At 67.7% G+C, this 19,074-nt stretch carries 26 protein-coding genes; 2 read left to right on the top strand and 24 right to left on the bottom strand.

Features of this window, described 5'->3' with window-relative positions; all coding sequences use genetic code 11:
* Positions 1-140: 140 nt before the first annotated feature.
* The 24 genes from OU996_RS15695 to OU996_RS15585 all read right to left on the bottom strand — a co-directional run bounded on the left by OU996_RS15695 (position 141) and on the right by OU996_RS15585 (position 18,183).
* Positions 141-356, bottom strand: coding sequence for a hypothetical protein (locus tag OU996_RS15695; protein ID WP_267582549.1), 216 nt, complete (start codon positions 354-356; stop codon positions 141-143).
* Positions 334-726, bottom strand: a complete 393-nt coding sequence (locus OU996_RS15690) for a hypothetical protein (protein ID WP_267582548.1) — start codon at positions 724-726, stop codon at positions 334-336. The genes OU996_RS15695 and OU996_RS15690 overlap by 23 nt, the downstream gene beginning before the upstream one ends.
* Entirely contained in the window at positions 726-1,010 is a 285-nt protein-coding gene (locus OU996_RS15685; protein WP_267582547.1) for a hypothetical protein, read from the bottom strand. The genes OU996_RS15690 and OU996_RS15685 overlap by 1 nt, the downstream gene beginning before the upstream one ends.
* On the bottom strand, positions 961-1,320 hold the full coding sequence (locus tag OU996_RS15680; protein WP_267582546.1) for a hypothetical protein: 360 nt from the start codon (positions 1,318-1,320) through the stop codon (positions 961-963). The genes OU996_RS15685 and OU996_RS15680 overlap by 50 nt, the downstream gene beginning before the upstream one ends.
* Positions 1,320-1,895 (bottom strand): lysozyme, encoded by a 576-nt coding sequence (locus tag OU996_RS15675; RefSeq protein WP_267582545.1) that lies wholly within the window; start codon positions 1,893-1,895, stop codon positions 1,320-1,322. Before OU996_RS15675 ends, OU996_RS15680 begins: the two co-directional genes overlap by 1 nt.
* On the bottom strand, positions 1,882-2,115 hold the full coding sequence (locus tag OU996_RS15670) for a hypothetical protein (RefSeq protein WP_267582544.1): 234 nt from the start codon (positions 2,113-2,115) through the stop codon (positions 1,882-1,884). Before OU996_RS15670 ends, OU996_RS15675 begins: the two co-directional genes overlap by 14 nt.
* 136 nt (positions 2,116-2,251) lie before the next feature.
* A complete protein-coding gene (locus OU996_RS15665) occupies positions 2,252-5,674 on the bottom strand; it encodes a hypothetical protein (protein ID WP_267582543.1) in 3,423 nt (1,140 codons plus the stop codon).
* Between the two features lie 65 nt (positions 5,675-5,739).
* Entirely contained in the window at positions 5,740-6,834 is a 1,095-nt protein-coding gene (locus OU996_RS15660) for an alpha/beta hydrolase family protein (RefSeq protein ID WP_267582542.1), read from the bottom strand.
* 2 nt (positions 6,835-6,836) lie between these two features.
* On the bottom strand, positions 6,837-7,385 hold the full coding sequence (locus tag OU996_RS15655) for a hypothetical protein (protein ID WP_267582541.1): 549 nt from the start codon (positions 7,383-7,385) through the stop codon (positions 6,837-6,839).
* A 9-nt stretch (positions 7,386-7,394) separates the two neighbouring features.
* The gene (locus OU996_RS15650) at positions 7,395-8,177 is read right to left on the bottom strand and encodes a gp53-like domain-containing protein (protein WP_267582540.1); all 783 of its coding nucleotides are present in this window, start codon (positions 8,175-8,177) and stop codon (positions 7,395-7,397) included.
* Positions 8,178-8,211: 34 nt separating this feature from the next.
* Positions 8,212-8,922 carry a putative phage tail protein gene (locus OU996_RS15645; RefSeq protein ID WP_267582539.1) on the bottom strand — a complete coding sequence of 237 codons (711 nt, stop codon included), beginning with the start codon at positions 8,920-8,922 and terminating at the stop codon, positions 8,212-8,214.
* A 24-nt stretch (positions 8,923-8,946) separates the two neighbouring features.
* Entirely contained in the window at positions 8,947-10,029 is a 1,083-nt protein-coding gene (locus OU996_RS15640) for a baseplate J/gp47 family protein (protein ID WP_267582538.1), read from the bottom strand.
* A 1-nt stretch (position 10,030) separates the two neighbouring features.
* Positions 10,031-10,540, bottom strand: a complete 510-nt coding sequence (locus OU996_RS15635) for a phage GP46 family protein (RefSeq protein ID WP_267582537.1) — start codon at positions 10,538-10,540, stop codon at positions 10,031-10,033.
* Positions 10,541-10,557: 17 nt separating this feature from the next.
* On the bottom strand, positions 10,558-11,040 hold the full coding sequence (locus OU996_RS15630; RefSeq protein WP_267582536.1) for a phage baseplate assembly protein domain-containing protein: 483 nt from the start codon (positions 11,038-11,040) through the stop codon (positions 10,558-10,560).
* A 19-nt stretch (positions 11,041-11,059) separates the two neighbouring features.
* Positions 11,060-12,109, bottom strand: a complete 1,050-nt coding sequence (locus tag OU996_RS15625; RefSeq protein WP_267582535.1) for a phage baseplate assembly protein — start codon at positions 12,107-12,109, stop codon at positions 11,060-11,062.
* 15 nt (positions 12,110-12,124) lie between these two features.
* Positions 12,125-12,706, bottom strand: coding sequence for a hypothetical protein (locus tag OU996_RS15620; protein ID WP_267582534.1), 582 nt, complete (start codon positions 12,704-12,706; stop codon positions 12,125-12,127).
* 7 nt (positions 12,707-12,713) lie between these two features.
* Entirely contained in the window at positions 12,714-13,319 is a 606-nt protein-coding gene (locus OU996_RS15615; RefSeq protein WP_267582533.1) for a DNA circularization N-terminal domain-containing protein, read from the bottom strand.
* A 9-nt stretch (positions 13,320-13,328) separates the two neighbouring features.
* The gene (locus OU996_RS15610; RefSeq protein ID WP_267582532.1) at positions 13,329-15,245 is read right to left on the bottom strand and encodes a phage tail tape measure protein; all 1,917 of its coding nucleotides are present in this window, start codon (positions 15,243-15,245) and stop codon (positions 13,329-13,331) included.
* A 33-nt stretch (positions 15,246-15,278) separates the two neighbouring features.
* The gene (locus tag OU996_RS21470; RefSeq protein ID WP_420712769.1) at positions 15,279-15,362 is read right to left on the bottom strand and encodes a hypothetical protein; all 84 of its coding nucleotides are present in this window, start codon (positions 15,360-15,362) and stop codon (positions 15,279-15,281) included.
* On the bottom strand, positions 15,359-15,700 hold the full coding sequence (locus OU996_RS15605) for a hypothetical protein (protein WP_267582531.1): 342 nt from the start codon (positions 15,698-15,700) through the stop codon (positions 15,359-15,361). Before OU996_RS15605 ends, OU996_RS21470 begins: the two co-directional genes overlap by 4 nt.
* Before the next feature lie 18 nt (positions 15,701-15,718).
* Positions 15,719-16,585: a hypothetical protein gene (locus tag OU996_RS15600; protein WP_267582530.1), complete on the bottom strand. Its 867-nt coding sequence runs from the start codon at positions 16,583-16,585 to the stop codon at positions 15,719-15,721.
* Positions 16,582-16,902: a hypothetical protein gene (locus OU996_RS15595; RefSeq protein WP_267582529.1), complete on the bottom strand. Its 321-nt coding sequence runs from the start codon at positions 16,900-16,902 to the stop codon at positions 16,582-16,584. The genes OU996_RS15600 and OU996_RS15595 overlap by 4 nt, the downstream gene beginning before the upstream one ends.
* A complete protein-coding gene (locus OU996_RS15590) occupies positions 16,892-17,704 on the bottom strand; it encodes a phage antirepressor N-terminal domain-containing protein (protein WP_267582528.1) in 813 nt (270 codons plus the stop codon). The genes OU996_RS15595 and OU996_RS15590 overlap by 11 nt, the downstream gene beginning before the upstream one ends.
* Positions 17,705-17,826: 122 nt before the next feature.
* Complete coding sequence (locus tag OU996_RS15585; protein ID WP_267582527.1) at positions 17,827-18,183, bottom strand: hypothetical protein; 357 nt, start codon at positions 18,181-18,183, stop codon at positions 17,827-17,829.
* A gap of 118 nt (positions 18,184-18,301) precedes the next feature.
* Between OU996_RS15585 and OU996_RS15580 the strand changes: the two genes are divergently transcribed.
* The gene (locus OU996_RS15580) at positions 18,302-18,502 is read left to right on the top strand and encodes a hypothetical protein (RefSeq protein ID WP_267582526.1); all 201 of its coding nucleotides are present in this window, start codon (positions 18,302-18,304) and stop codon (positions 18,500-18,502) included.
* Positions 18,503-18,770: 268 nt separating this feature from the next.
* Positions 18,771-19,058, top strand: coding sequence for a hypothetical protein (locus tag OU996_RS15575; protein WP_267582525.1), 288 nt, complete (start codon positions 18,771-18,773; stop codon positions 19,056-19,058).
* The last annotated feature ends 16 nt before the right edge of the window (positions 19,059-19,074 follow it).

Genomic DNA, 19,074 nt, shown 5'->3' with positions numbered 1-19,074 from the left:
CCCCCAAACGCAAAAAAGCCCCGCCCTCCCGGCGGGGAGAGCGGGGCAAGTCTCGGGGTCAATTCGAGCGCGCCCGGACGGGGCGCGCACCGCAGATGCCGGGATCGGTCCCGGCTGCCATCCGCGCGGTCGCGCGAATCTCAGTTTTCCTGACGCACCCGCCGCGCCTCCCAGCACGCCGCTGTGATCTCTGCCGCCAGCCGCGCCATGTCCTCGAGCGAGCCCGAGGCGCATATCCCGCCGCGACTGACGATCAGTAGCCCGGTCGGGCGGTGAAGGATGGCGCGCGCGCCATCCTCAAGCGTCGGCAGGCGGACGATGTCGGCCGGGCGCTCAGCTTCGAGAGATGAGGCCACGCAGGAATGTCCAGATTTCGTTGAAATAGGTCCACACGAGGTAGGAAACGCCGCCGAACACGGTGCTGACGCCCGCCGCCCCGACGGCGATCACCGCGCCGATCCGGTCGCGGAACAGCTTGTTGGCGTCGACCTCCTTGCCATGAGCGGCGAGCGTGGCGGCGTGCTGCTCGACGGCCTCGGCCACCGGCTGGATCGCGTGCTTCACATCCGCCACGCCGGCTTTGACCGTCCCGATTTCCTCCCGCACTTCGCGGCGGAAAGCGGCGCCGGTCTCGCTCTCGAAAGCCGCATCATCCTTCAGGTTGCGCACATCCGCCCGAAGCTCGCCAAGCTTCTCCATGATCTCCAGCAGGATCGGGTCGCTCATCAGCGCGGCCCCCCGAAGCCGGCGGCCACGTCGTCGTAGAATGCCGCGCAGCGGGCGGTGAGGGCGTCGCGGTTGTCGGCGACGATCTCCCATCGCGTCTGCACCCAGCGCCATTTCTCCCCGGCCTTGGGCACCACGCGCGGCATCCTCTCCCGGCATTCGGCCGGCAGAGCGGGAAGGGCGATGCCGGCGCTGATCTGGCCGGTCGTGCTGGCCGCCACTGTCAGGCGCTGTTCAGTGGTCGCGCAGCCAGCGCAGATCACCGTCATCGACACGAGCGCCATCGTCGCCGCTGTCCTGCGCGACCAGATCGTCATAAGCGGCTTGGGCACGGGCGGCCTCCTGCTGGGCGGTTTCGGCGCGGGTGAGGGCCGCGCGCAGCGCATCGTCGGCCACTCCGCGCTGGCGTCGGATCTCGTCGAGTTCGGCTTGAAGGGCGGTCTTTTCGGCGATCTGCACATAGCCCTCGCGCGCGGCGCGGGCGACGGCGGGGTCGTCGACCAGGCGGTCATAGGTCGTGAGTGCCGACCAGGTGAGAACCACGCCCAGCGCGGCTCCGGCGCCGATCTTGAGGCTGTCGAGGATCCCGAACATCACTCGAGCCCCGTCACGCAGAGCTCGCCTTCGCCGATGCGCGTGGCGTCGCCCATCTCGCGGCGGCGCTGCAGGCCGATCAGCACCTTGCCACCCGCACGATTGAACGCCGTCGCCGCCTCGCAGCTCGCGCGGTACTGTCCGCCGCGCCCCAGCCGGGCTGCGGTCGAATTGCAGGTCGCGCCGACGCCCACATTGTAGGCGAGCGAGGTCATCATCGCCTGCCAGGACTGCGGCTTGCCCTCGAATCCGGCGATGCAGCGGGTGAGCGGCACGTAGAAGTCCCGCACCAGCCGCGTGCGCAGGCGCGTGTCGCAGCCGGCCGGCGTCTCCACCATGCCGGGACGGACATTGGCAGTGTCGCCGTCGCAGATGGTCAGCACGCCGACGACATCGCGATAGGCGCGCAGCTCGCGGCCCTCCCACGGCTGCACGAGGTTCTCCATCGCCAGTGCGACGGGCGCGGGCACCTTGTCGCCGCCGGGGAGCAGCACATAGCCCCCAACGCTTGCGGCGACGACAGCGGCAATTGCCGCCCCCGCCCGCCTGGTGGGGCGAAGCTTACTCGGTGCCATCTCGGCCTCCGCTGATCGATTTCTGGGGGATGAGCCGCAGCAGCGCGGCGAGAATGGCGACGGCCAGCGTCACCCAAGGCAGCCACCCCTCAGGGATGGGCAGCGCATAGCCGATGAGCGGCAGCGCCACGTCGAGCCCCTGGATCACCGCGATGAACGCGATGCACCAGACGCTCCACGCACGCAGCAGCACCCGGCGCCAGTCAGGCACCAGAGGCATGGTAGGCTCCGATTATCAGGGGGGGCCCGCGCGATGAGCGCAGATCAGTGGGTGACGGTAATCCTCGTCGGCCTCACGCTCGCCGGCGCGATCGCGATCCGGCTCCGCGCCGCCTATTTCCAGCGCCAGCGACGAGTTAGGTCGTCTGATGCACCCAGAGCAGCGGGCCGAGCATCGCTTCGGCCCACTGGATGGCGTTCTCGCCGGCGTAATGCACCACGTCCGCGACCGGATAGGTGACGGTCCCGGTGTCCGCGTCGGTCGAGACGGCGCTGCCGACGACGTAGCCGCCGAAGGCGTTCATCATCGCCCACGCCGGCACGAGCCACACCCGATCCGATTCGCGGTTGCTGAACAGCTTGAGCTTCAGCGCGATCAGGTCGGAGGTGCGCTCGCGATAGGTGGCCGGCGCATCGGCGAAGTTCACCGTGTCATTCGCCTCGCCGACCGTCTCCGAAGCGACGAGGATCGTCCCGTTCGGAAACGCCGCCCGGAAGTTGGTGACGATGTGCGCCTGCGCCAACTCCTCGTCGGCCAGCCAGTTCGCGGTCGTGGAACCGTTGCGGCCGAGCTGCATCCCGACGCGCAGCTTTTCCGCCCCGGTCAACGCCACGACGCCGTTCGTCCGCCAGAACGCGAAGTCGAACATGCTGTAGGTCGCCTTCACCGTGCCGGCTGCCACGTCGGCGGCGTAGCTGGTGCGCGTGCCGGTGCCCGGCGCATAGGAGAGCGCCGGGTCATCATTGGCGAAGCACACGGTCGGGTTGGCCGTGAGGATCGCGAGGTCGCCGGAGTTGGCGACGGTCAACGTCCGCAGGAACGGGTTCGTGCCGGCCGGGCGCTGCCGTCCGAGGTAGTTCATGCTCGACCATCCAGCGCGGCCTTCATAGGCGATGCCGCCCGAGGTGACCGTGCCGACGCCCGTGAAGGTCGCGCCGCTCGCGTTCACACGGTTGCGGAGCGCGTTCAGCGCCAGCGCCGCCGTCGAATCGCCGAGCATGCAGAACAGCAGCGCGCCGGCCTGGCTGGCGTTGGCGAGGTATCGGGTGAACGCCCGGCGGCGCACCTGCCCCAGGCTGATGTTCCCGCCCTTCACGTCCCAGAAGCACGTCGAGCCTTTGAGCTGTTCGCCCTTGAGCCGCAGCGTCGGGCCGAGAAGCTCACCAAAACCCGGATCGTTGTCGCTCTCGGTCGCCGGCGATACCAGCGAGATGTCGAGATTGATCTGGCGCTGCCGCCCCTTGACGATCTGCCGCGTGAAGATGCGGGTGTCGCGCCCCGTCACGAAGGCGACCGGCGTCGGCCACAGGATGCGGGTGTCATCCGTCGTCCACGTCTCGTTGCCGACCGGCGCGGCGAAGATGTTGGCGAGAGCCAGCAGCATGGCCTGCAGGTTGGTCGAGGCCGGGGACGCCTCCGAGCGCAGCCCCGGAATAAGCGCATAGAGGATGCGCACATTGCAGGCGGTCGCGTTCCAGAGGATGCGATTCGCCTGCTGGGTCGTCGTGAAGTCAACGAAACGCACGCCACCTTCGAGGTTCAGGAACACCTCGCTGGTCGCGCCGCCGAGGCCGATGTTCTCAAGGCTCGCCTTGATCGCCCCGGTGATCGGCTTGGTGCTGTCGATCGGCACCGCCCGATAAACCAGCGTCGCGGTGCCGCCGCTCGAAATGGTCGAGATCGGCGAGCGGGCATAGGACGCCGAGCCCGACGCTTCGATGAAGGACACGTCACCGATGCCGTTGGTCGTCAGCGTGTCGAAAGCAGCGCTCCCTGTGGTGTTGTTGACCGTCTGGCCAGTGACCAATCCGATATTGCGCACCGTGTTGTCGCGCGCCGGCAGCGCCATCGCCTTGGCGATAAACAGCAGCAGGTGGAACAGCGTGTTGTGCCTCGGCGTCGTGTCGGTCCAATCGCCCGCCAGCACCATGTAATCGATATCGAGCGTCCCGGCGCCGTTGGTGTCGACGATCAGCTCGTTGGCGACGGCGCTCGCATGGGTGTTGGTCAGCACCATGCTCTGCACGATGCCGACATTGTTGCCGATTCCCGGCTGGTTGCTGATGATGCCGAAGCCGCCCCGGAACAGACCGAACCGGCAGGACATGCCGGCCGTGATGGTCTGATTAACGACATAGACCACGGTCACCTTGTCGCCAGGGTTGAGCCAGCGGCCGAGGCCCTGCCCGCGATACCGATAGCCGGCGGAATTGGCGATCAGCAGCGCCGACATCATGCCGCGCAGCGTGAAGGTGTCGTAGCTGCCGGAATTGGTGCCGGCGCCCAGCGCAGCCGAGGGACCGAACTGCAGCGCCGCCTTGAGCGCCGAGGGCGTCACCGCCTTGGTCGTGTCGGTTCCGGCGGCTGCTTCGTTGCCGGAGGCCGTGCCGGTGACGTTCAGGTCTCCGTCGCGCCGCCACGCGCCGGCGGTCAGCGCGTAGGCGCCGTACACGCCGGCATTGAGCGGCACGCTCACGTCGGCATCGGGGCTCAACGCCGTGCGTCCGGTGTGGGAGCCGGTGTCGCTGGCGCTGATTCGCGCCTGCTGCCCGAGATAGGCCGGGACCAGCAAGGCAAGATCCGACCACGACGCGGCCGAGAGCGGCTGCGTGTCCTGCGCCGCGGCGAGGGCCGCGGCGGCAGCCGACTGCGCGGCTGTCTCATGCGCCGCCGAATTGGCCTCCGAGGTCGCGGCGGCTGCCGCGGCTGGGACAGCTTCGTCACGCAGACCCTGCACGGCGGATCGGTCGTCGGCGACCGCCTGCCGGGCGGTCTCCACGGCCTGCGCATCGCCCGCCACCTGCGCGGCATGGGTGGCAACCGTCGCCGCCGCACCCGTTGCCGATTCGGCCGCCGCGATCGAGGCCGACGCCGCGCCATTGGCAATCTGCGCCGAGGCGAGCGAGGCACTGGCCCCGGATGTCGCCTGCGCCGCCGCCTGTGTGGTCGTCTGCACCGCGCTTTGCACGGCGGAGAGCGCCTCGGCGGCCTCGGTCAAAGCGCTCTGTGCCGCAGCGACAGTGGCAAAGCGCGTGGCATCCGCCGCCGCAGACACCCACCCGGCGGCACCGAGATAGGCGCCGATGCCGGGCTTCGGGCCGCCGCCGCCCGTCCAGTCGGCCACGCGCAGCACGACGCCATCCTCCAGCGTCTCCGCCGCCAGCAGCGGCGACCAGCCATCGCGGCCGGGCGTCTGGATGCGAACCTCGGCCGCCTCGCGGAACTGGCCGATGTCGAGCACCTCGATCTGCCCGCCGCCGATGGTCTCGCGCACGTCGCCGGCCACGCGCTGCACCTCGAAATCGGACAGCAGGCCAAGCGGCAGCGGGTCGACGATGGCGCGGCGCACCGTCCAGCGCAGCACGCGGTCGCTCTCGATCACCAGGTCGGCGCTCTCCGTGGTCAGCACCGTGTCGGTCGCGGCATAGCGCACCCGCACGCGCAGCTCCACCGTCCACCCGGCGAGGCTGATGCCGACGGGAAACACGATGCGCTGCGTGGCCTTGTCGGCCCGGCGATAGAGCGTGATCAGGGTCTGGGTGGTGTCGATGCTGGTCACGCGCGGGCTCCAGAAATGAAAAAGCCGCCCGGAGGCGGCATGGAAGGGGGCAATGTCGGCGGCGCTCAGGCGCCGAGGAAGTCGTCGAGGATGGCGTCGACCATCGGGATCTGGAAATCGTGGGTATCGCCGGGCAGCACGCGGATGCGCAGATCGCCAAAGCCACCATCCGCCGCGTGCCGTTCCAGAGCAGAGCCGAAGCGCGAGACCGCCTCGCCGCTGAAGCAGACGGGATCGCACATGCTGTAATAGAGGTGCGACCGCCGCCCGGCATCGGCCACGCCCATCAGGTACAGGTCGTCATAGTCGGCCGTGCCGACCAACGCCGGCTCATACTGCTCGGCATCGCCCTCCCGGCCGGCATAGCCAGGGCGGATGACTTCGCGGCGATAAGCCAACGGCACGCTGCCGGACACGGGGTAGGACCGTTCGATACGAGGATCGAGAGCCGCCGCAACCGTGCTGGTCCAGCCGCCGCCCGAGACGCCTGTGATGCCCACGCGATCATAGGCGCGGGCGGCAAGCATCCAGTCGAGCCCGCTCAGCACCGGATCAAGGAAGAACTTGAGCCAATGCCCCGTCACCGGCCAGAGGTCCGGGCGGATCGGGAAGAACTCATGCGGGTTGCCGTCGGGCGTCTGCGGCCCCGCGACCACAAGGTCGACATTCTCGCCGTCGCGGTCGCAGAAGATGCGGTTCTCGCCCATCAGCGGCATGGGCACCATCAGCAGATCGCAGCCGTTGACCGCCGCCCGCTTGATGAGCCAGCGCATGCCCGGCGGCTGCCAATGCACATCGGCCGGCGTCGTCCCGCCCGTGTACCCGCCGTCGGTCGGGTTGGGCCATGTGAAGCCCTGATGATGCCCGCCGTGAACGATCAGCAGCCGCGTCGCGCCGGGGAACTGCGCATACAGCATCTTGGAGTGGATCTTCGCCGGGGCGGACGGTGTGAGGCCGACCCCGAGCGATTGCACGACCAGCCAGCCGCAATCGTCGGCATCCGGCGCCCAATAGGTGGTGAGCGCGAGATTGGCCGGCCCGCCCGCCTCAGAGCAGGAATAGCGAGTGACGGGGAGGGGGATGCGGGCAGAGCTGCCCCAGATGGCATTGGTCAGCGCGGCGCGCTTCGCCAGCGCGGCGGCGGGTGTGGCGAGGGTCATGATCAGGCGCCACCCGGCCAGATGACCACAGCGGCGGCGCGCGCGGCTTCAGCATCGGTGGCAGCACCGATTGCCTTCTTGGCGCCGAGTCGCACGCCCTCAATCTGCGCCCCGAGCACGATCCAGCTCGCGTGAGCCTGCCGCACGACCGCGCCGACCTCGGCAAGCGTCGCCGCAGTGATGCCCACCTCGGCGGACAGCATGGGATATGAGGCCGGATCGGGCGACGGGTCATCCTCCAGCATCACGGCCTCGCTGGCCTTTTGCTGGTACGTCATCGCCTGGCCGGCGCCCCCCGTGATGTGCTTGGCGCGCTCGACTTCGGCCGCCGCGTCGACCGCCGCTCTCAGCCGGGTCTTGAAATCGTCCAGCGACACGCTGTCCGCTGGATCGACAAGCACGGGGTGCCCGTTTTCATCCGGCACGATCTGGTGGCCGACCGACTGCGCGGCGAGCAGCGCCTCCCATTCTTCATGGCTGAGGTCGACGGCATCTTCCGGCGCCGCCTGTCCGCCCGTGTAAAAGCCACGGGTGCTTGCCGAATATTTCATGATCGTCTCTCAGGTCGGGCCAATGGCCATCCAGAAGAACCCGGCGACATCAAGCACCATGGCGCTACCCGTCCAGTTGACCGAGCGGAAGATGCAGGTGGTGGAGGTGCGGGTGGAAACGCCGAGGAACGTGGCGTTTGTCGTCGTCCATGACAGCGCGCCGCCGTCAATGCCAACCACGGAATAGGGGGACGCGGAGAACGCCTTCGGAAAGGTGATGGTGGCCGTGCCGCTCGCCGTGTTTCCGTTGCCCCATTGCAGCGTCAGGCCGCCATGCAGATCAATCCAGCCATTGCCGCTGATCAGCGACGCACCGAAGGGCACCGAGAGCACCCGGAAATAGGTGCCGTCGAACATGAGTTCGGTGATGCCGGCGCGGATGTCGCCCGGCAGAAGGCTGTTGCTGTTCCGGCGGTAGACCGTGGTCGCCGCCAGCCCGTTGACCGAAAGCGTGACGGTGCCGGAGGTATTGGCCACCGTCACCAGCCGCAGCGGCACGCCCACCAGCGCGGCGAGGGAGGCCGGCGCCGGGTCAAGCGTCGCGGTCAAGGCATTCGCCGTGCCGCCCGCCACGCGGTAATTCATCGCCTGCGAGCGCGCCGCCGTCGCGACCTGGTCAAGATCCTCCTCGGTTGGGGTCAGCCCGCTCGCCAGCAGGAAATTGACCAGTTCGCGCTGCGTCGCCTCGACCGCTTTTCCCGGCACTGCCGAGCCTCGGACGGCTCCCGGCGTGTTGCGGTCGACATAGGATGCGTTCGGGTCGCTCGACCCGAACGGAGCGTAGTATTTCATGAAAGCCTCGGGAGGTTGTCGGCGGCGCCGCCGCTCACTCTTCGACCACGTAAACCGGCTGGGTCCAGCCGGGGTAAAGCTGCCGGAACAGGCATTGCAGCCGCTCGATATCGGCGATCTGGAACAGCGGATCGAAGCCGCATTCGCTCTCGCCGCAGATGAAGTAATCGACCGCCAGTCCGTAGACATGGACGATCCAGTAGACCTCCTGCAGCGGATCGCCGGTCGTGTGCTCGCCGCCGCATTCCGAGAAGCCGCACTCGAAGATGTCGGGCTCCTCGATCGCGATGTCGAAGCCGCGGTCATAGGCGAGGCGCACGAAATCCTGCGGCGTGATCACCGCATTGCCGCGCACCCGTGCCTGCACCGTGGCCTTGCGCCCGGCCGTGCTCTGGTCCGCTGCCGTGCAGGCGTCCGGCAGGCCGTAATCCGCCTCCCATGCCGGCAGGCTGGCGTCCATCGTGGTCGCCGTGCTTTCCAGCACCAGCGACCAGCCGCGCACGCAGAGGTCGCGGAACGGCGCCACCAGAACGCGGGTGAAGCGGGCGAGCACCGTATCGGTGCCGGCCGCCATGCCGTCCGGCGTGCCCCACACTGGCCCGCGCGGCCACAGCGCGAGCCCGGCGGGGAGCAGATCCTCAACGCTGGGGTTGGAGAGCGCATCGCCGGGCACCGGCGGCAGCGTGTCGCCGCCGGGGGTGACCGGCTCGTAATAGGTCCAGGTGTTCAGCCCGGGATCACGCATCGCTTGCCTCCCGCATGGCCAGCCTCAGGCATAGTTGATGGTGCCGAGCACGGGGTAGCTGGCGGTGAAGACAAGGTCGGAAGCCGGTACGCTCAGCGTGTGGCTGTCCTCACCCGTCGCGGTCGAGATCGCCTCGGAGAGCCAGGAGCGGTAGAGCGTGAAGGGCTCCGCCACCACGCCCGGCCGCGCCCGCTCGAAGAACAGGGCGGCGAGATTGGTGGCGATGGCCGCGCGCACATCATCCGTGTCGACCGCGAGGTCGGTGATGGTGATATCCACCGGTTCGGCCGTTGGCGCGGCGACCACGTCGCCATCCACGCGGATCAGCCGGCGCGCGTCGATATAGGCCTGCACCACCGCGACATCCGCCTCGGTGGGGATGAGGTTCGGCCGGCCCCGGAACAGGAAGAAGACGACGATGGAGCCGACACCGCCGGTGAAGGCATAGGCCCAGGCCTTGAGCACGCCGGGCACCTCGAGCGCCATGGCCTCATAGTCGGGAAGGGCGCCACCCTGCGGCGGCCGCCCCTTGCGCGCGAGGATTCGCCCGCGGAAGTCCTCGATATCCTCGACATCGGCGCCGCCGCCCAACCCGTCGCTGGAAACCGCCGCCGTGTCGGACAGGGTGGGGTACAGCGCCGGGTCGGCCAGCGTCAGGTTGGCGCCGCCGTCGCGGTTGGTCACCGAGCCCGTCGCCTCGGCCTGCACCGTCGCGCTGAAGCTGCCATCCCCCGCCGCCGTGAAGGCCGCCATGGTCACATAGGTCTGCCCGGCCGAGAGGTAGCGCACCCCGGCGGGATAGGTTGCGCCCGCCTGCCCGGTGCCGGTGATCACCCCGCTCGCGGCGGCGGCAGCCTTGAGATAGACCCGCACATCCGCGCCATGAATGCGCAGAATGGCGAGATCGGTCGCCGTGCGGGTGAAGATCTGGCGGGAGATGTAGACCAGCCGCAGCTCGAAGGCCCGCCCGAGCAGAGCCAGCACCTTCGCCGTCACCGCCGCGAAATTCTGCTGAATCCAGGCATCCGCCCCCGTCAGATATTCCCGGAAATAGCCCCGCGCCCGCGCGCCGAGCTCGTCCAGGCCGCGCGCTTCGAACCACGCCATCTCATCCCCTCGCGTCGATCTGGTCCCACAGCACGGCGAAGCGCCGCTGATAGGTGGCCGCGCCATCGCGGCCGAACAGCCGCACCTCGAGGTCGAGCCGGTTGTCGGCCGGCCGCCGCTCGACGGTCACCTCCACCCGCACGCACACACCCTGGTCGATCAGCGTCTGCAGCGCCTCGCGGGCGTAATCCTCGGCCTCGGTGTCGATATCCTCGGTCAGCGCCCGCCGCCGCAGCAGCCAGAGCTTGGAGCCGAGCGGCACCTCGCCCCTCTGCCGGTCGAAGCCGTCGCCCGGCCAGCCCCGGTTGCTCTCGCCCTCGGGCAGCTCGCTGGCATCGACCCGCCGGTCGGTCATCAGGCAGATAAGCACGGCGGTCTCGATCGCCGCGCCACTTTGCAGGTCCGCCGTGCCGGCATCGAGGGCGAGATCGCCGATGAAGCCGAGCGGGTTCCAGATCAGATCGGGGATCCGCACCGGCTCCTGCGCCTGCGTGATCGGCACGATGCGCATGGCGGGCCTCGTTGGGATTAGATGGACGGATCGGGGTCTGCCCCGGGAATGATCGGGCGGGAGGACAGCAACTGCCCGTCCAGCACCGCGATCCAGTCGGCGCCGAGGCGCAGCTTGATGATCTCGGCCTTGGCGACGACGCGGGCGCCACCAGCCTCCATCCACACTTCCTTTGCGTGGACGACGCGGGTCTTCGCCGCGACGATGGAGACGATGTTGCCGAGATGGTCATAGATCGCCGTGCCACCCAGCGGCAGTTCGGGCACCAGCGCCGGATTGGCGCCGCCCATGGCATAAAGGCTGTCGCGATTGCCGCGGGCGGCGAGCACGGTGGCGATGCCGCCGGCCACCGGGTGCGAGGTGAAGCCGTGCGGCTCCACCCGATGCACCCGTGGCAACCGCTCGCCGGCATAGCCCTTGCCGCCGAGAAACTGTTGCCCGCCTCGGTGCTCGACCTCGCCGGTCAATTCCATGCGCGTCACATTGGCATCGGACGCCATGGCTAGCCCTCCCGGCCGATCAGTCTTCGCGAAACGTCGGCTCGTCTTCCGGCGCGTCCCATCCCTCGGCGCTTTCGCCGCGCGGATTGTCGCCGCCGAGCGCGCGCGGGTCTTTCACGGTCAGCACCGCCTCGGTGCCCCCGCCATTGGCGTCCTGCGTCAGGCTCACCGAGGCGATGATCATGTCCTGGCTCAGGCCGATCCACGCGTCGCGCACCGGCACGAGGAAGTTCGGCGACCAGATCGTCCCACCGGCATCGCGAAGTCCCGGCACGGTGATACTGGCCGTCTTTGCCCGCCCGGCGGCGCGCCGCGCCTCCCAGCCCGCCCGCTTCTTGGCGCGGTCGGAGGTCAGCTCGCCCTCGTGATAGATGATCAGCGTGCGCTTGCGGTCGGCCGTGCCGCGCGCCTCCGCCTCCGGCCGCGTCGCCGCGCCCGTGACACCGACCGAGGACTGCCCGCGCACCTTGACCTCGGAATAGTTGAACCGGCCCGACAGCGTGCTGCTGGCGCGCTTGATGTTCACGCCCAGCACCAGCCCGCCCTGGTGCCGCCCCTCCGGCCCTTCGATGATCTTCAGCCGCCCCTGCGGGGTGTCATAGATCAGCGCCCCGGCCGCCCGCGCATCCCGCTCCAGCGTGGAAAACAGCGTCTCGCCGGGCACGATCTGGTGCAGGGCCTTCTTCGCCGTGTCGATCATCACATCGACGCCGATGCCCGCCGTGTCGAAGGCGCCGGCGATGTCCTTCAGCGTGCAGTTTTCGAGGGAGCCCTCGGGATGGTCGATGGAGCACTCGGTCGCGTCGACCGTCCGGGAGGCAATCGCCACCGAATACATCCGGGTGCTGTCGTCATGCGAGGCGTTCACGTCGCGCACATAGCCGGTAAGCCAGAGCGCGCCGTTGATCTCGACCGTGCAGGCCTCATCCTCGCGGCAGGGCAGGCCCGGCCCGTTCCATGCCACGTCGAAGCCGCCCGTGCGCGCCGCCTGCTCGGCGCCCGCTTCCAGCGTGCAGCTCACATGCGGCATCGGTCGCCCGCCAACGGTGAGCGTGATGATGTCCAGCATGGCGGCTCACTCAGATCAGGGCGCGAGGGCCTCAAGGGTCACCGGCATCAGCATCGCCGTGCCGGTGTTGTTGCGCTCGACCAGTTCCGCGTCGCGGCTCGGGTCGCCGTAAAGATCCCAGGCCAGCAGTTGGGCAGGGAGCGAGACGCCGGTCTCCACCCGCACCAGCGGCGCCCGCGTGGCGGCAATTTGCGACAGCTGCAGCATCGCCTCGCCGACCAGATTGGACAGCCAGCCATAGAGCACATGGCCGAAGGCATCGCCGGCCGCCTCCACCACCGGGCCTGCCCGGTTCGACAGGGCCGTGCGCGCCCGCACCGCGTCTGGCCGCGCGGCGTAATCGACCCGCAGCGTGGCAAAGCAGGCCACGACCAGCACGCCCACCTGCGCCAAAGTGCTGGTGTCGGTCACATCGTCCAGCGTCGCCAGCAGCTCCGCGCCATCATCCGCCGCCTCGCCGAGCAGCCGGCAGGCCTCGAGATAGGCCGTGCCGCCCGCCTCGCCGCCGGTCGCCATCTTCGCCACCAGCTTGGCGGCGGTGACCCGGCCGGCCTTGTCGGCGATGAAACGGTCGAGCAGATCCGTCAGCCAGTCCATCCCGCCCTCACACGCTGATCGAGGCGCTCACGCCAGCAAGGCTGGCGGACACGTCGGCGGAGACCGCAAGCCCCGCGCCGCTGAGCCCGACCGCGAAGGTCGACCGCAGCGCCGCCACGCCGGTAATGCCTGCCAGCGCGTTGACGCCGATGCCGGCGGAGAGGCCTCCAAGCGACAGACTGCCGCCCAGCGAGAGCCCCCCGCCGCTGAAGCCGACCGAGGCGCCGCCCAACGCGGAATTCACACTGTCGGAGGCCTCCACGAAGAGGAGGTCATAGGCCACATAGCCGGCCTGGTCCCGCGTGCGGCTGCGCCGGCAACTCACGCAATGCGCCAGCGCCGCCGGGTCCATCGGCAGAGTGAGCAGCGAGGGGCCGGCGGCGGAGCACGCCGCCTCCAACGCCCAGCCTTCCGCATCGGCGCTGTCGCTGGCGACATAGGCCCGCACCCGGTACTCGGTCGCCACGCGCCCGAGATCCTCGGTGACCGGCGCCTCGCCGGCGGCGATGTTGTGCACCGCCACCCGGCGCCCGCGCTCGGGGCCATCTTCCTCCACCCAGAACTGCACCCCGCGAAACGAGGCGCGCCGCAAGGCTTTCTGCCAGTTGCGCATTCCCGTTCCTCAGTTGGCGCCGGGCAACCCGGCATTCGGCATCGACTGGCCAGTATTGGCGTTGATCGCCGGGCGGGGCGTGAAGTTCGGCACGTTGATCCGCGCCGACGATATCGCCTGCGCTGCCTGCCGCCCGCCTTCGGCGATGGCGTCGCGGATGGCGTCGGCCGAGCCCTGTATGGACGTGGGATCGACGATCAGCGGCGGCACGTCGGGGATCTCGACAAGTGGCGCTCCATTACCGTTCGGGCTGGAGACGGCACCACCAGATGCCCCCGACTGAGGCGGCTGCGGTCCGTTCGATGCGGCCGCTGCATTCTCGCCATTGAATGAGCTTAACCAACGGTCAATCTCATCAATTCCATCGGCGATCCTGTCGGCGACCCCGCCTTTGTCGAACGTTATGAGACCACCAAAGAAACTCCGGCCCGCTTCCTTCGGCGCTCCGTCTCCTCCCAGATAGTTTGCAATCTTGTCGGCAGTGCCACCCTTCTCAAGCGAGACTATTCCGCCGAGTACTCCCGCCTCCGGGTCAGTAGAAGTTGGCAGCGAGGTTTTGATATCGTTAATAACCTTTGCAATTTCGTTCACAAGGTTAGCCAGATCACGAAACCCCGACGCAATTAGGGATTGATTTGGATCGATACCAAGCAGATCCATGACGTCAGATGCCATGCCCTTCAGGGCCTCGCTTGCATCATCAATAGCTTTAACGTCGATCATCTCCGGGAACTTGGCGAATTCCTCGCTGATCTCGCGCACCGTGTCGCGCGCGGCGGTGAGCGAGGATTCCAGCGCCGGCATCGAAAGCGTGCCGAGGTCGATGGCGAGTTTCGAGACTTGGTTCTTGAAGAGCTGCCAGCGCGACGACAGTGCGTCGAGCTTCATCTGGTAGGACTTATCGAGCGAGCCGAACCAGTCCGTGCTCGCCGCGATCTGGAGGTTGCGATCCAACTCCTCCAGGCCGTCCACCAGGCGCATCACCTCATCGGTCCACTCCATGCCGAAGATGGAACCGGTGATCCGCGCCCGGCGGAATTTGTCCATCTTCGAGAGCTTCTCGAGGAACTTGCGCAGCGCCCCCTGCGGGTCGGAACTCAGCTCCTTCTTGAACTGCTTGACGTTGCCGACGACCTCCTGGAGCGCCCCATAACCCTTTTTCCCGAGGTTCTCCGGAGCGATCAGCTTGGAGGTGAGCGCACTCATCATGCGCGCACTGGTCTCCGGTGCCATCTTCAGGTTCAGCAGCGTGGCACCATAGGCCGCCGCTTCCTTGGCATTGAGGCCGAAATTCTTGAGGCCGGCCCCGGCATTGTCGAGGAACGTGATGAGATCTCGCTCCTCAGCGATGCCGCTGTCGGCGAGCGAGTTGATCAGGTCGAAATAGCGCTCCATCTCGGCCATGGGGATGCCGAGGCCGACCTTGAACCCCGCCGCCGCGTTGCCGACTTCCTCCGCCGCCATGCCGAAGGCGTCCGCTGCCTTCGCGCCCAGCTTGGCGAATTCACGCCATTCTTCCATCGGCAGGCCCGCCGCCGCCGCCCGCTCATAGGCCGCGAGGATTTCTTCCAGCGGCACCGCCACCTCGCCGCTGGTGGCCAGCGCCTTGGCTTCCTCACCGACCTTCTGCATCTGGTCGGCGGTCAGCCCGCCCTTCTTGGCGATCTCGATCAAAGCATCCTGATAGGAGGTGAGGGTGGTCAGCCCCTCGCGCGTGCCGCTGGCCGCTGCCAGCCCGCCGAGAATGGCGCCGCCGCCCATGATCAGCCCGCCGCCGCCCCGGTTCAGGGCAGCCATCTGGCGCTCCTTCCGGTTCAGTTGATGGAGCAGGCGCTCCTGACGATGGATCCGCTGTTCAATGGCCGCGAAGGCCCGCGCGGTGCGATCCTCCGCAATAATCCTGAGTATAGCTTTGACGACGCCCATCCGCTCCCCCGCTCGCCCGGGTCATCATCCCGGCTATGTTCTGGCGCGCCGCGCTCTCTCGTCCTGATGCCAGCGCACCGCCCGGTCGAACCAGTCCGCGATCTCGCCGAGCGTCAGCCCGTCGATGTAGGCGGGGCTCCAGTGGAGTCGGAAGACGAGTTCGGAGACCGCGCGATCGACCGGCGGGCTTTGGAAAAAAAACCGAGGATATGGTCCTCGAGCGCCATCGTGTCGGCAAGGTCGAGCGCCGCCAGCGCGCCGGGCGCCGGGCTGGTCACCAGCCGGTCGACATAGGCGAAGATGGCCTCGCGATCGCGCAGCAGAATGCCGCGCTGCACGTCATAGACCGGGCCGATTTCGCGATAGTCGGCGAACCGGGGGTCGCGCAGTTCGATAGCCGAAAAGCTCTGCTCCCCGACCGTGTAGCTTTTCGACAGGGTCAGCTTGTCCATCATGTGTCCTGATGTCGTCGGTTACGGTGTGGCCAGTTCGATCTGCGGCACCGGCAGCGGCGCGAGGTCGTAGCGAAAGCCGAGAAAGCGCGGGAAGCGGGGGCGACCCTGCGAACCCACGCCCTCGAAGCGGAACGTCACCGTCCGCCCGAGCAGCGGGCCGGTCCACAGCCGCCGCCGATGCCAGTCCGAGAAGCCGCTGCCGAGACCGAAAGTCACGTCGCGCCAGCGGCAGATCAGGGCGCCGAGGCTGCGATGATCCTCGCGCTCTGGCACCACGCCCACCACCACGGCCTCGTCATCCGCCGCGCCCTTCAGCTTGAGCATGAAGCCCTCGCGGGTGGAGGAACGGCCGGCCTTGTAGATGCCCGTCGGCGCCCGCAGCATCAGCCCTTCCCAGCATTCGTCCCCGACCCACTCGGCCCAGAGCTGGCGCACCTGCTGCACGCTTGTCGCCCGCACGTGAGGCACCAGCCGCACCAGGCCGGAAGGCTCGGCCGCCACCAGTGCCTCGGCCTCGCGCAGCCGCTCGGTGAACGGCGCCGCCGGCGAGCGGAAGCAGTCGAACACGTTGAAGGTGAAGTCGGTCGCCAGATCGGCCGTCGCCACCTTCGCCTGCACCATGTCGAACGGGTCGCGCAACCCGTTGGTAAAGGTCAGGATTTCCCCATCCAGCCCCGCAGGCACATGCGCCAGCGCGTGGGCGATGTGCTGGTTGCGCACCGGGTTCAGGTTGCGGGTGCAGATGGTGTCGAGCACGCCCGTCATGCCGCGCACCCCGTCCAGCTTGGGCGAGACGAAGGCGGGCAGGGCCAGCGCGTCAATATCGGCCTTGCCGGCCTCCATCGGGCGGAAACTGGCAGGGGAAGGGGCGGCGAGGTCGGTCATGGCTCGCCACCGGGGTCCGGCAGGTTTTTCAGCCGGGGCAGCCCGCTGTCCTTCCATGCCGCCAGAGCCGCGTCCCGGCCGCCGGCTTTCAGGGCTTTACGCACAGTAGCAAGGCCGGCTTTGATCTCCTTCGCCGTGGCGGTGCTTTTCTCGAAGCCGTGCCCACGAGTGGCGTTTATTTCCGGCATCGGGCTAATGCACCAGGCCTCATGTCCGGCATCGCTCCCCCCGATATCGCGTGCGATTTTGGAGAAGGCGGTCCACGCCTCAAGCTCGGGGGTCGTCAGCTTTTTCGGGGCGGGTGTCTCACTGGTCATTGGTGCCTCCCTGTGCAAAGGCCGCAGCGTCGGCCGGGCGGATACCATAATAGACCACCCGCCCCGTCGTCTTGGTCTTGCGGAAGCCCATCTTGCCGAAGCGGGTCGCGAAACTCTGCTGGCCGGGGTTATGCAGTCCCGTCCGCGCGCAATAGGCGGCGAAGGCGGGCCAGAGCATCGCGGCGGGCGTCACCACGCCGCGCACCTTCTCGATTCCCTCGATGGCGAAGCGCGCCACGGCGTCTTCGTCGTCCTCCGCCTGTTCGATGGTCACCCGCTTGGTGCCGGCCAGTTCCGGCACCCAGGGCAGGCCCAGCCGCCGCCACACCGCGACCGCCGCATCCTTGCCGCGCGACAGCCGCGCCTCGCGCACCAGCCGCACGCTCTCAGCGAAGTCAGAGTGGCCAGGCAGAAGCTCGGTCGCCTTCGGCTCGGGCTCCGGCTCGCTCACCTTGCCGCCGAAGAAGTGGTCGAACAGAACGCGGTAGCATTCGCGCTTGTAGGCGAGCACCCGCTGGCGGGTCTCCTCATCCTTCACACGGCTCTCGTCGATGCCGAACAGCCAGCCATTGATCAGGTCAAGGCGAAGACAGAACGTCTCCTGCACCCCTCCGGCAGAAGGGAGAGCCATGATGGCTATCCCTTCGCTCAGAACCGCATCCCGCTGGATACGCTCGCGCTGCTTCGTCGCGGCGATCCCGAGCCGATCACAGATCGGCGTGACGGCGACAAACACGCCGTCGCCGCGCTCAACGGCGAACAGCGTGTCGCCGTGGAAGTTGATGGTCGAAAGTGCATTCATGGTCAGTCTCCATCGGCATCCGGCCGGCCAAGCCTGAGATGCACAGGGTCGCTTTCGCGAACACCGGAGCCGATGAAGCTCTGGGTCGCACCTTCCCCTTGGCCTCGGGGAAACTCGAAATGTCAGGCGTTCTGCCGCAGATAGGCGGCGATGCGGGCGATCAGGGCGCCGAGGGCGTCATCATCGAATCGGAAGGGCACATTGCCGGCGTTCAGATCCCGCAGGTGCCTTGCATAGGCGTCCATGAAGGCGGCGACATCGGCGTGCGAGCGCACCGGGGCGGCGAGCATCCGGTCCTCGATCTCGTGAGACAGGTCGCAGGCGACACAGCACTGCTCATAGGGAATATCGTAACTGTCGGCTTCGTCGCGCAGCGACTGCCAGAGCCGGGCAAGATCGGCCAGCGGCAGGGGCTCGGCGGAGCCGGGGTCTAGGCGCGGCACGGCGGGCCGCGCTAGGGTGGCAGCAGCTTCAATCATCGGCTTAGCTCCGATGGTGGGGGTTAGGGCCGGGAGCGAGGTTGGCGCCTTGCCCCGGCCTGCATTTATGGATATCCTTATATCCGGAAAAGGTCAATACGGATATCCGGATATTTTAATGGCTCGCCCGCTGCGCTTTCCTTTCAAGAAGCTCGTGGCCTTCGATCAGGACACCATCGACGGCATCGAGCAATGGAGACGGGAGCAATCCCCCATCCCATCGGAAGCAGATGCTATCCGTCTCATTGTTCGCGACTGGCTGATCGGTCACGGATTGATGCCTCTCCCACCAGAGCCCGACGAGGCTTTGGAGGACTGACTAAGCCTGGAAGGTCGCACCCGCTTTTGGTCAAAGGGGGAACCATCATGGTTCCCCCTTTGCTTTGGCCCCCGCTTCAGCAACTCGTCGAAGGAACGTGTGTGATACACGCACCCTCTGTCTCGGGAGTGCAGGAAGCCACATGCTCCGCATCGACCTAATCAATGGCCGGCTGTCTGGCTCCGCGACCGCGGCTAACTACCGAAGTAGCCCCAGACTCGACTCCCGCTCACCTCCTGCTACCGTTCGGGTAGGTGGGGGATGCAACATGGATGAAGCGACACGGCTTGCCTTTGAGGCGTTAGCCAAAAGCCTTGGCGATGAGAAAGCGCGGAACGATGCGCAGCTCATCATGATTAGCGCCATACTCAATGCACTGCGGGAGACCCACATCGGCGCGTTCAATACGGCCCGTATGTTCTTGCGTCTCAACGAAAAGCAGCTCGTACAAAGTAACACGCACGGCGCCACAATCCGCGAACTGCAGCTCGTTCTACGGGAGGTGTTTGCAGCAGAGCCTTACGGTCCTCAGGCGAAAGACGCTGGGAACGAATAGCCTCCAGAATCATAGC

The organism is Ancylobacter sp. SL191, from assembly GCF_026625645.1.
Lineage (GTDB): Bacteria > Pseudomonadota > Alphaproteobacteria > Rhizobiales > Xanthobacteraceae > Ancylobacter.
This window is presented reverse-complemented; position numbering and strand designations above follow the sequence as displayed.

Coding starts and splice junctions, on each gene's coding strand:
- OU996_RS15690 (WP_267582548.1), bottom strand. CDS start 726: ATGAGCGACCCGATCCTGCTGGAGATCATGGAGAAGCTTGGCGAGCTT.
- OU996_RS15685 (WP_267582547.1), bottom strand. CDS start 1,010: ATGGCGCTCGTGTCGATGACGGTGATCTGCGCTGGCTGCGCGACCACT.
- OU996_RS15680 (WP_267582546.1), bottom strand. CDS start 1,320: ATGTTCGGGATCCTCGACAGCCTCAAGATCGGCGCCGGAGCCGCGCTG.
- OU996_RS15675 (WP_267582545.1), bottom strand. CDS start 1,895: ATGGCACCGAGTAAGCTTCGCCCCACCAGGCGGGCGGGGGCGGCAATT.
- OU996_RS15670 (WP_267582544.1), bottom strand. CDS start 2,115: ATGCCTCTGGTGCCTGACTGGCGCCGGGTGCTGCTGCGTGCGTGGAGC.
- OU996_RS15660 (WP_267582542.1), bottom strand. CDS start 6,834: ATGACCCTCGCCACACCCGCCGCCGCGCTGGCGAAGCGCGCCGCGCTG.
- OU996_RS15655 (WP_267582541.1), bottom strand. CDS start 7,385: ATGAAATATTCGGCAAGCACCCGTGGCTTTTACACGGGCGGACAGGCG.
- OU996_RS15650 (WP_267582540.1), bottom strand. CDS start 8,177: ATGAAATACTACGCTCCGTTCGGGTCGAGCGACCCGAACGCATCCTAT.
- OU996_RS15645 (WP_267582539.1), bottom strand. CDS start 8,922: ATGCGTGATCCCGGGCTGAACACCTGGACCTATTACGAGCCGGTCACC.
- OU996_RS15640 (WP_267582538.1), bottom strand. CDS start 10,029: ATGGCGTGGTTCGAAGCGCGCGGCCTGGACGAGCTCGGCGCGCGGGCG.
- OU996_RS15635 (WP_267582537.1), bottom strand. CDS start 10,540: ATGCGCATCGTGCCGATCACGCAGGCGCAGGAGCCGGTGCGGATCCCC.
- OU996_RS15630 (WP_267582536.1), bottom strand. CDS start 11,040: ATGGCGTCCGATGCCAATGTGACGCGCATGGAATTGACCGGCGAGGTC.
- OU996_RS15625 (WP_267582535.1), bottom strand. CDS start 12,109: ATGCTGGACATCATCACGCTCACCGTTGGCGGGCGACCGATGCCGCAT.
- OU996_RS15620 (WP_267582534.1), bottom strand. CDS start 12,706: ATGGACTGGCTGACGGATCTGCTCGACCGTTTCATCGCCGACAAGGCC.
- OU996_RS15615 (WP_267582533.1), bottom strand. CDS start 13,319: ATGCGCAACTGGCAGAAAGCCTTGCGGCGCGCCTCGTTTCGCGGGGTG.
- OU996_RS15610 (WP_267582532.1), bottom strand. CDS start 15,245: ATGGGCGTCGTCAAAGCTATACTCAGGATTATTGCGGAGGATCGCACC.
- OU996_RS15605 (WP_267582531.1), bottom strand. CDS start 15,700: ATGATGGACAAGCTGACCCTGTCGAAAAGCTACACGGTCGGGGAGCAG.
- OU996_RS15600 (WP_267582530.1), bottom strand. CDS start 16,585: ATGACCGACCTCGCCGCCCCTTCCCCTGCCAGTTTCCGCCCGATGGAG.
- OU996_RS15595 (WP_267582529.1), bottom strand. CDS start 16,902: ATGACCAGTGAGACACCCGCCCCGAAAAAGCTGACGACCCCCGAGCTT.
- OU996_RS15590 (WP_267582528.1), bottom strand. CDS start 17,704: ATGAATGCACTTTCGACCATCAACTTCCACGGCGACACGCTGTTCGCC.
- OU996_RS15585 (WP_267582527.1), bottom strand. CDS start 18,183: ATGATTGAAGCTGCTGCCACCCTAGCGCGGCCCGCCGTGCCGCGCCTA.
- OU996_RS15580 (WP_267582526.1), top strand. CDS start 18,302: ATGGCTCGCCCGCTGCGCTTTCCTTTCAAGAAGCTCGTGGCCTTCGAT.
- OU996_RS15575 (WP_267582525.1), top strand. CDS start 18,771: ATGGATGAAGCGACACGGCTTGCCTTTGAGGCGTTAGCCAAAAGCCTT.